The following is an 8,735-nucleotide window of genomic DNA, read 5'->3' as shown; positions in this document are numbered from 1 at the left end:
GATTAGAATTTATATCCTATCCCAAATCTGATTAAGTCACTGGTTTATAGTCCTTTTTATCAATCACCATTTTAGCGTAAATGAATTGTATTTTCGCTAAAACGATGATTCAAATAAATTAAGTCACTGGTTTATAGTCCTTTTTATCAATCACCATTTTAGCGATAATTTCTCTCAAAATTTCAGAAGTGCCTCCACCAATTGGTCCAAGTCGGCTATCGCGAAGCAAACGTGCCAATGGATAATCTTCCATATAGCCATATCCTCCTAAAAACTGAAGGCAACCATAAATGACCTCATCGGCCATTTTGGTAGCATGCAATTTTGACATCGTCGCTTCCTTGACCACATACTCTCCTTTGTTTAAACGATAAGCTACTGAGTAATTAAATTCTTTACTGATTTCCATTTCCGAATAAAAATCGGCAATTTTATGACGTAATGCCTGAAACTTATCAATAGTTTTACCAAAAGCGGTTCGTTCTGACATATATTTAAGGGTATATTCCAAAGCAAACTCCGCTCTTGCATGTGCATTAATGCCCATAATCAATCGTTCTAAAGCAAAATGTTGCATAATGTATGGAAATCCCTTTCCTTCTTCGCCCATAAGTTGATCGGCAGGAATAACTACATTATCAAATGAAATCTCTCCGGTATCTGATGCTCTCCATCCCAATTTATCAAGTTTGGACGCCGAAATTCCCGGCGTACTTCTATCCATCACAAATATACTCATGCCTTTATGCCCGGCTTCTACATCAGTTTTGGCAGCAACCACCAAATAATCACTATACACGCCGTTGGTGATAAAAGTCTTTGAACCATTGATAATGTATGTGTCTCCAACTTTTTCGGCAGTTGTGCGCATGCCGGCAACATCACTCCCAGCAAAAGGTTCTGTTATGCACAAACAACCTATTTTATCGCCAGCAATGCTAGGTACTAAATACCGTTCTTTTATCTCATGGCTCCCTTCTTTATTAAGATGGGTCATAGCAAGATAAGCATGCGCCCACATAGCAGCCGCAAAACCTCCGGAGTTTATTTTTTGCAATTCCTCAAGAAAGATCACCGTGTAAAACAAGTCTAGATTAAGGCCTCCATAAGCTTCTGGGTAATTAATTCCAAAAAAACCCATGTCGCCAAATTTTTTCCAAATAAAGCGTTCAATGGTTCCAGTTTTTTCCCATTTATCAATATGAGGTACGACCTCTTTTTTTAAAAAATTCTGTAAACTTTGTCTAAAAAGTTGATGTTCTTCTGTGAAGTACATGCTGTTCATATGCAGTATTTGTCATTAATTGAGCGTCAAATATAACTTAATTATCTCAAATTTTTGGATTGGAAAGTTTTTAACACGCAATAACTCATCAAATGATTTAAAGCTGTCTCTCAACGTCCTTTGTTCAATAATATAATGTGCTATCTCATAATCAATATGCTGAATTGTGACCAATTGCTCTCTTGTAGCGGTATTGAGATTTATCTTTTCGATAATTCTCGGCGTTTTTACTGCAAAATCATTTTTAATACGTTCAATAACCTCTGGCGACAAACCATAAATATCCTGAAGCTGGATTTCAGAAATGAAACCTCCTTTAAATTTATTTCGATATTTTATAATGTTTTCAGAGAGTTTAGGTCCAATACCATTGACTTTTTGAAGGTCTTGAGCTGTGGCAGTATTCAAATCTATTTTTTGTTCAAAAGATTTTAGTTTGAACGCATTTGGATCGGTGTTTTTTGAATTGTCAATTGAAGGTTTTGTATTGGAAATCCACGCCGGAAAACTGAACGACGGTTCTAAAACAGCCAATAAAGAATCGGAAATTTTGGTTACTTCCTGAAATTGTTTTGCCGAATTGATCCATTGATTTTTTGCTCTAAACTCCAGCAACCGGTCAATTTCATCCACCGACATTCCTAAGGTATAACCTCTAAAGTCAGTAATATAATTAGGATTAAAAGGATAAACTTTCGGCTTTTCTATTTCAGCTTTTACCCGCTTTAACGAATCTACTTGCTGTCTGAACTTTTCTAAAACTACGTAATCCTCCTGGGTTTCTTCCGAAGAAAAATCAACAAAAACATAAATACATTGAAAAACAACAATAAGAATAGCCAATAAAAAAATCCCATTCCGTTGACTGTTAGAAAACTTGAAATGGGATTTTAGTATCATGTTATATTTCTATTTATTTGGCCCTTGATTTTTATAAAGCAAGTTGGCTTTTATTTTCTGAAGATACGAATCGAGATCAAACTTTACTTCTTTTGACATGATGTACAATCCGATAATATTAGGGAAAGACATGGCCAAAATCATCATATCCGAAAAGTCCAGAACGGCACCTAAACTCACGGAAGCTCCAATAACCACGAAAACCAAGAATAACATTTTATAGACAAATTCCATTTTTTTGCTTTTCCCAAACAAATACGTCCAAGCTCTCATGCCATAATAAGACCACGAAATCATGGTTGAAAATGCAAATAAGAAAATTGCTAAAGTCAATATATAAGTAAACCACGAAATTTGGCTTCCAAAGGCATTTGAAGTCAACTGAGCCCCCATAACACCTTCAGCCTCGTGCATTCCTGTAAATATAATAACCAAAGCGGTCAATGTACAAACTACAACGGTATCAATAAAGGGTTCCATCAATGCCACAAAACCTTCTGAAGGTGGATTATTAGTCTTTGCGGTACTATGTGCAATTGCTGCCGATCCTACACCAGCCTCATTAGAAAAGGCTGCCCTTTGGAAACCAACGACCAAAACCCCAATCACACCACCTTTTAATGCCGATGGCGTAAAGGCACCATCTACAATTGCTGTGAAAGCTGGGCCAATATTTTCAATATTCATAATAATAATGACCAATGATGCCACTATATAAATTGATGCCATGATTGGCACCACTCTACCTGTAACTCTAGCAATACTATTAATACCACCAATAATCACAACACCAACTAATACAGCCGTAAAAATCCCGAACCAAAACCCATAATCTGCCATTGCCGGAAATTGCCCTGCCAACTGTTCAAACGATTGATTAGCCTGAAACATATTACCGCCACCAAAAGAAGCACCTACAGCTAAAACCGCAAACAAACCTGCTAAAAATTTGCCGAAACCTTTCATATTTCGCTTTTCAAGTCCGTACCGCAAATAATTCATCGGTCCACCAAAAACACGACCGTCAGGAAGAATATCTCTATATTTTACACCTAAAGTACATTCCACAAATTTTGTAGACATTCCCAACAATCCACATACAATCATCCAAAAAGTTGCACCTGCACCACCGAGTGATACGGCAACTGCAACACCTGCAATATTACCTAGACCGACAGTTCCTGAAACGGCGGTCGCCAAAGCTTGAAAGTGAGTTAACTCACCTGGAGCATTCGGATCGTCATATTTTCCACGAGCTAAATCGATCGCATGCCTAAAACCACGAATGTTTATAAAGCCCATTCTGACCGTAAAAAACGCAGCACCCAACACCAGCCAAATTACAATAAAAGGAATAGGCTTTTTTATTGGATCACCATTAGGATGGGTCAATACTATCGGCGAATCATAGATAATATTAGCAAAATTATGTGCACCAACTTCAATGACATGATGTTTGTTTTCTGAATCATAAATTGTTTGGCCATCTTCAAGAAGGTGCTCTAACTTACCTTGAGCATTTGAAGTGACCAATATTTCATTCCCGTTTCTATCTGTAATAACTGCAATAGGAGTATCAACAGAAACATGAGCTTCGTTTGGCTGCAACCAATTCTTAAGTGTAAATTTATCATCTATGCCACTCACCCAACCAGGAACGCCAACATGCTCAAAATCAGAATAAACAACAGGGTCATAAACACCGATTGCTGCAAATGGATCCCAAAACAAAACACCGCCCAAAGCACTTACTGCTGGCGTCATCAACCCATTAAAAATCTCTGTGATAGCTTCGCTATTTACTGTATAAACCGCTGTTTCTGTATTTCCAACAGCATCTGTAACAATAACGGTATAAGGCACTCCTTCTGTTAAACCTGTCGCCTCATTTGAGCTTAATGTTGTACTTTGATTGTCCCACCTGTAAGTATAAGGCGGAACACCACCGTTGACATTTATTTTAATCACCCCGTCGTTGATGTTGGCTGAGGGGTTAAATGTTTCTCCTTTGATATTTAAATCTTGGGCAAAAATGAAAATTGGCAATAATGCACTAATTAGAGCAAGAAGATAGTTCTTCATAAGTTTTTATTATGCGGTTAGTTAGAATTGTTTAAAAAACATCACAAGATGCTAAAAAAAAATGATTTTATAAGATTTTAGTTGTTAAAAAGAAAATTAGACAAATACCCCATAAGGTTAAGTTGTTTCTAATCTTTCAAATTATTAACTTAAAATTAGACCGCATGTATAATGAATAAAACAGTATATAAACCTGAATTGCAATTAGATATTATGCCTTCCATTCAACTCTAAAAACCAGCATATTTAAACTGGGTAACCCAATATATCGAACCGTTTATTAAATTTTAAAACTGATGCATTCGGTTCAGTTTTATAGGGTGTTTACTAAAAAATGGTGTTCAATAAACACCAAACGACAATTTACAAATCGAAAACAGAAGATCGTTTTGTATAAATCAAATCTTTAATGCGCATCCAAAAGGCAATAAATAAATATAAAGCAAATCCAAAACCAAGTGTTACGAAAGTGAGGTACATAAAAGAGGTGCGCACTACCTTGGCCCGTATTCCCAATCTATCGGCAATACGCTGACAAACGTAGTAACCACGTTTTTGAAAATATAATAAGGCCCTATAAAAAATATTCATGCCGCAAGTTACTATTATTTTACGATTTACGAAGTATCAATCGTATTGGCGTTATGTCAATAAAACCGAATTACCAATAGCGCAACTCATACACCTGTTTTTATCACAATATTCTGTTTTTAACTGAATCAATGCCTGTGAGGTCAGTGCAGAATTTGAAATTGGTCTTAAATTGTTAAAACCTTTGATAATTGCGTTTTGCTCTGATGCTATTTTTTGTGCCATCAACAAACTGGATTCTGAGGCGTTTTGACCCAAATGCCGTTGATAACAGAATCTTAATGGAAGAATGGTATTAATGAGCAGTAAGTCTATAAAGCTTTTTGTGAGCTTTTTCTTCACAAACCGGGATGTTTTTTCAAACGTAAAATGGGTGTTCCAAAATTCGGAAGTTGAAATATCAAATAATTCATACAACGCTTCAATGCTTTCAGCCGATATGATTTTTGTAAACAAACTCGTATGTTGATGATAAAGCATGGCCAATTGCGATAATCTAATGGTTGGAAAATTAGGCGGTCTCAACCTAAAAAACTGAAGCGGCATCACTTGACTGTTTGACAAATTGAACTTCTGTTTTAAAAAATTATAATCTTTGGATAGCGTCACATAATACGAGCTCTCGATTTGTCTATCCAATAATCCAAATTGCCCAAAAAACAAAGCTTCCAGTTGCAAGGATTTTGATTGTATTTTTCTAACAATTGAGAAATCAAACGAATTGGCCAAGCTCAAAAATGCATCACCATTAACTTTAAGTCCAAAATTTTTTGTCAAAAGTTTAAACAAAACAGCTTCCCAATCGTTTTTTGAAGATTGTAGCAATACTTCTATGTTTTTTGATTTTCGTTCAAGCCGTTCAATATACAAACGCTCTAACCAATTGGAGATTACAAAATCATCGACCTCAGCAAAATCATTTTCACAATTGATCCATTTGTGGGGTGATGTTAACAGTTTTTGATAATTCTCAACTACATTTTTATGAATCAAATTCTTCAACTCTAAAGTAGGAATCAAGGAATTATCTTTTCTAAAAACATCAATATCATGATCATACACAACATGCAAAATCACATTGTCATACGCTGGATCAACTTCATGGTTATGGACATACCAATCACTTGTTTTGATATGAATTTCAACATTTCCGGCCCATAACTGATCATCAATTTTAAGTTGTGCATTGAAAAAATCTGGACCGCCACTCAAATTGGGCCAACCGGTATTAAGCAAAGTAATGACCTCGTTTGTTGTCGTTCGTAAATGAGCAACATCAAACCTTTTAAACTGCCAAACGTAATGTAGAAAATCCTCTTGCATGTCATTAAAGTTAAGATAATAATGAATGCCTTTTACAAGGATACAAAGATAATTATAAAAAAGAGGCTGATATCAATAATGACAACTTCTTATTTTACAATACTTTAATGTTGAAACGGAGAATAATAGCAGTTTTTAGTAGGACCTTAGTAAAAAATTTTTACCCAATAGCTTCAAGCTCTTCATGAATAGTTTCCCATTCGGTCATTAAGGCATTCAGTTTTTTCTTTTTGAATTCGTAGCGTTCAAAAAACTTAGGATCAGCAACCGTTTTGTCGTAATCTGTTTCGAGATTAACATCCATGACCTTAATTTCCTTTTCATATTGGCTTATTTCAGCTTCAATATTACTCAACTTATTGTTCAGGGATTTTGATTTTCTTTGATCTTCGTACGATTGTTTATTGGTTTCTTTAGGCACTTCTTTAACCACATCGCGCTTTTCAACCTCACGTAAATTTTCGACATTGCGCTGTTCCAGATAAAAATCAATATCTCCTAAATACTCTTTGATTTTTTGATCTTTAAACTCATAAACACTTTTGGTCAATCCTTGAAGAAAATCTCTATCGTGCGACACCAAAATCAACGTACCTTCAAAACGCTTCAAAGCTTCTTTCAACACATTTTTCGATTTGATATCCAAATGGTTGGTCGGCTCATCCATGACCAATACGTTGAAGGGCTGTAATAATAATTTGGCCAATGCCAAGCGGTTTCGTTCACCACCCGAAAGTACTTTTACATATTTTTCGACCTCATCGCCCCTAAACAAAAACGATCCTAAAATATCACGCACCTTACTTCTATTCTTTTCATTGGCAGCATCTATCATAGTGTCGAGTACGGTTTTATTACCATCTAAATACTCGGCTTGGTTTTGGGCAAAATATCCAATCTGCACATTATGGCCAAGTTTCAAATGGCCTTCGTGCTTGAGCTCACCAACAATGATTTTAGCCAACGTAGATTTACCTTGACCGTTTTGACCTACAAATGCAATTTTACTTTCGCGCTCAACATTAAGATCAATATTGCTAAGGACTCTTAAATCGCCATATTTTTTTGAAATATGATGTGCTTCAACCACTACTTTTCCGGGAATAACAGATACGGGAAAGTTAAGCGTCATCACACTGTTATCATCCTCATCAACTTCAATCCGATCCATGCGGTCGAGTTTTTTAATGAGCGATTGTGCCATAGTCGCTTTAGATGCTTTTGCTCTAAATTTTTCAATCAACTTTTCGGTTTGTTCAATCTGCTTTTGCTGATTTTTTTGTGAAGCGAGTTGCTGCTCTTTGATTTCATTGCGAAGCACCAAATATTGCGAATATGGTTTTTTATAATCGTAAATTCGTCCAAGCGAAATTTCTATCGTCCGATTGGTGACATTATCCAAAAACATTTTATCGTGCGACACAATAACTACTGCGCCAATATAGGTCTTCAAGAAACCTTCCAACCAAATAATAGATTCAATATCCAAATGGTTGGTTGGCTCGTCCAAAAGTAGAATATCATTGTTTTGCAATAATAGTTTGGCGAGTTCAATACGCATGCGCCATCCACCGGAAAACGTATCAGTAAGTTTATTAAAATCTTCGCGTTTAAAACCCAAACCTTGAAGGATTTTCTCTGTTTCACCTTGATAATTATAACCGCCTATGATTTCATATTGATGCTGAACATCATTCAAATCGACCATGAGCTGATGGTATATTTCACTTTCATAATCGGTTCGCTCCACTAACTGATGATTAATATCATCTATTTTGGCTTCCAGCATTCTGATTTCTTCAAAGGCCTCGTAAGCTTCTTCAAGAACAGTTCTTCCTAAAACGAAATCAATATCTTGTTTTAGAAATCCGATACTCAAATTTTTATCAGCAGCAATTTGACCAGTATCTGGCTCCATTTCTTTTGAAAGAATTTTGAGCATGGTTGATTTGCCAGCACCATTTTTGCCGATAAGTCCAATTCTATCTCCGGCACCAAGCCTGAAAGTGATGTCTTCAAAAAGAAATTCGCCCTGAAAAGAAATAGAAAGATTATGTATATTGAGCATTATTTTAGGAGTATTGCAACAAGTTATTGATTTTAAAAATCTTAACTTTGTGTTTTATTTGAAAACGCAAAAGTAATCAAAAACCATGATAAAAAAAGGAACTAAACTATATAGTATATTAACCGATACTTGCCCAAAATGCAATATGGAATCAATGTATGTCAATCCGAATCCATATAATTTAAGAGATACTTTAAAAGTAAAGGAAAAATGTTCGCATTGTCAAACCAAATACCGCTTGGAACCCTCTTTCTTTTTTGGATCCATGTATGTTAGTTATGGTGTTGGAATTGCTTTTGCCGTTGCTGCATTTATTATAAGTTACTTTATTTTCAGTTCTTCTTTAAATACGGCATTTATTGCCATTATTGCCACACTTGTTGTATTTATGCCATTTATAATGCGTATTTCCAGAACGATTTGGGTCAATATTTTTATCCATGTGGATAAAAATTTAGTTGACAAACAAGTTCATCAATAATTTAA

7 protein-coding genes are annotated in these 8,735 nt (G+C 35.5%); 1 reads left to right on the top strand and 6 read right to left on the bottom strand.

Annotated features, from left to right (window positions below; genetic code table 11):
- Positions 1-118: 118 nt before the first annotated feature.
- The 6 genes from VNJ50_RS02645 to VNJ50_RS02620 form a co-directional block, all read right to left on the bottom strand.
- Complete coding sequence (locus VNJ50_RS02645; protein WP_325578791.1) at positions 119-1,285, bottom strand: acyl-CoA dehydrogenase family protein; 1,167 nt, start codon at positions 1,283-1,285, stop codon at positions 119-121.
- A 15-nt stretch (positions 1,286-1,300) separates the two neighbouring features.
- Complete coding sequence (locus VNJ50_RS02640) at positions 1,301-2,185, bottom strand: helix-hairpin-helix domain-containing protein (protein WP_325578789.1); 885 nt, start codon at positions 2,183-2,185, stop codon at positions 1,301-1,303.
- Positions 2,186-2,194: 9 nt separating this feature from the next.
- Entirely contained in the window at positions 2,195-4,267 is a 2,073-nt protein-coding gene (locus tag VNJ50_RS02635) for an amino acid carrier protein (RefSeq protein ID WP_325578787.1), read from the bottom strand.
- A gap of 363 nt (positions 4,268-4,630) precedes the next feature.
- Positions 4,631-4,858, bottom strand: a complete 228-nt coding sequence (locus VNJ50_RS02630; RefSeq protein ID WP_325578785.1) for a PspC domain-containing protein — start codon at positions 4,856-4,858, stop codon at positions 4,631-4,633.
- Between the two features lie 51 nt (positions 4,859-4,909).
- Positions 4,910-6,181 (bottom strand): DUF2851 family protein, encoded by a 1,272-nt coding sequence (locus VNJ50_RS02625; RefSeq protein WP_325578783.1) that lies wholly within the window; start codon positions 6,179-6,181, stop codon positions 4,910-4,912.
- Positions 6,182-6,341: 160 nt separating this feature from the next.
- Positions 6,342-8,249, bottom strand: a complete 1,908-nt coding sequence (locus VNJ50_RS02620) for an ABC-F family ATP-binding cassette domain-containing protein (RefSeq protein WP_325578781.1) — start codon at positions 8,247-8,249, stop codon at positions 6,342-6,344.
- A gap of 85 nt (positions 8,250-8,334) precedes the next feature.
- Here VNJ50_RS02620 and VNJ50_RS02615 point away from each other — a divergent pair, with 85 nt between their 5' ends.
- Complete coding sequence (locus VNJ50_RS02615; RefSeq protein WP_325578779.1) at positions 8,335-8,730, top strand: DUF983 domain-containing protein; 396 nt, start codon at positions 8,335-8,337, stop codon at positions 8,728-8,730.
- Positions 8,731-8,735: the final 5 nt, after the last annotated feature.

Origin of the sequence: Gelidibacter sp., assembly GCF_035577925.1 — a bacterium.
GTDB lineage: Bacteria > Bacteroidota > Bacteroidia > Flavobacteriales > Flavobacteriaceae > Gelidibacter.
Note: the sequence above shows the minus strand (reverse complement) of the source record. Positions and strands in the feature narration are given on the sequence as shown.